The 201-nt window shown below is 60.2% G+C and carries 1 protein-coding gene; it reads right to left on the reverse strand.

What is annotated here, in order from left to right:
• Positions 1 to 201, reverse strand: a 201-nt coding sequence (locus DM374_RS33045) for a hypothetical protein (protein WP_404821414.1), incomplete at both ends; no start/stop codon positions are given.

The following is a 201-nucleotide window of genomic DNA, read 5'->3' on the forward strand; positions in this document are numbered from 1 at the left end:
AGGAATCTGCACCGTGGCGCCGCGGATAGCATCGGATGGATTCAGCACATCGTCCTTGGCTTCCAGCACCACCGGCAGAGGCAGGCTGCCTTGCTGTTCGCCAATAATGAACGTGGTAGGCGCGGAAACACGGGTCGGCTCGCTGTCGCTGTCGACACGATACGAAACCGTCACCTCGGCCCCGAGATTCTTCTCAACCTC

Source organism: Pseudomonas huaxiensis (assembly GCF_003231275.1).
Lineage (GTDB): Bacteria > Pseudomonadota > Gammaproteobacteria > Pseudomonadales > Pseudomonadaceae > Aquipseudomonas > Aquipseudomonas huaxiensis.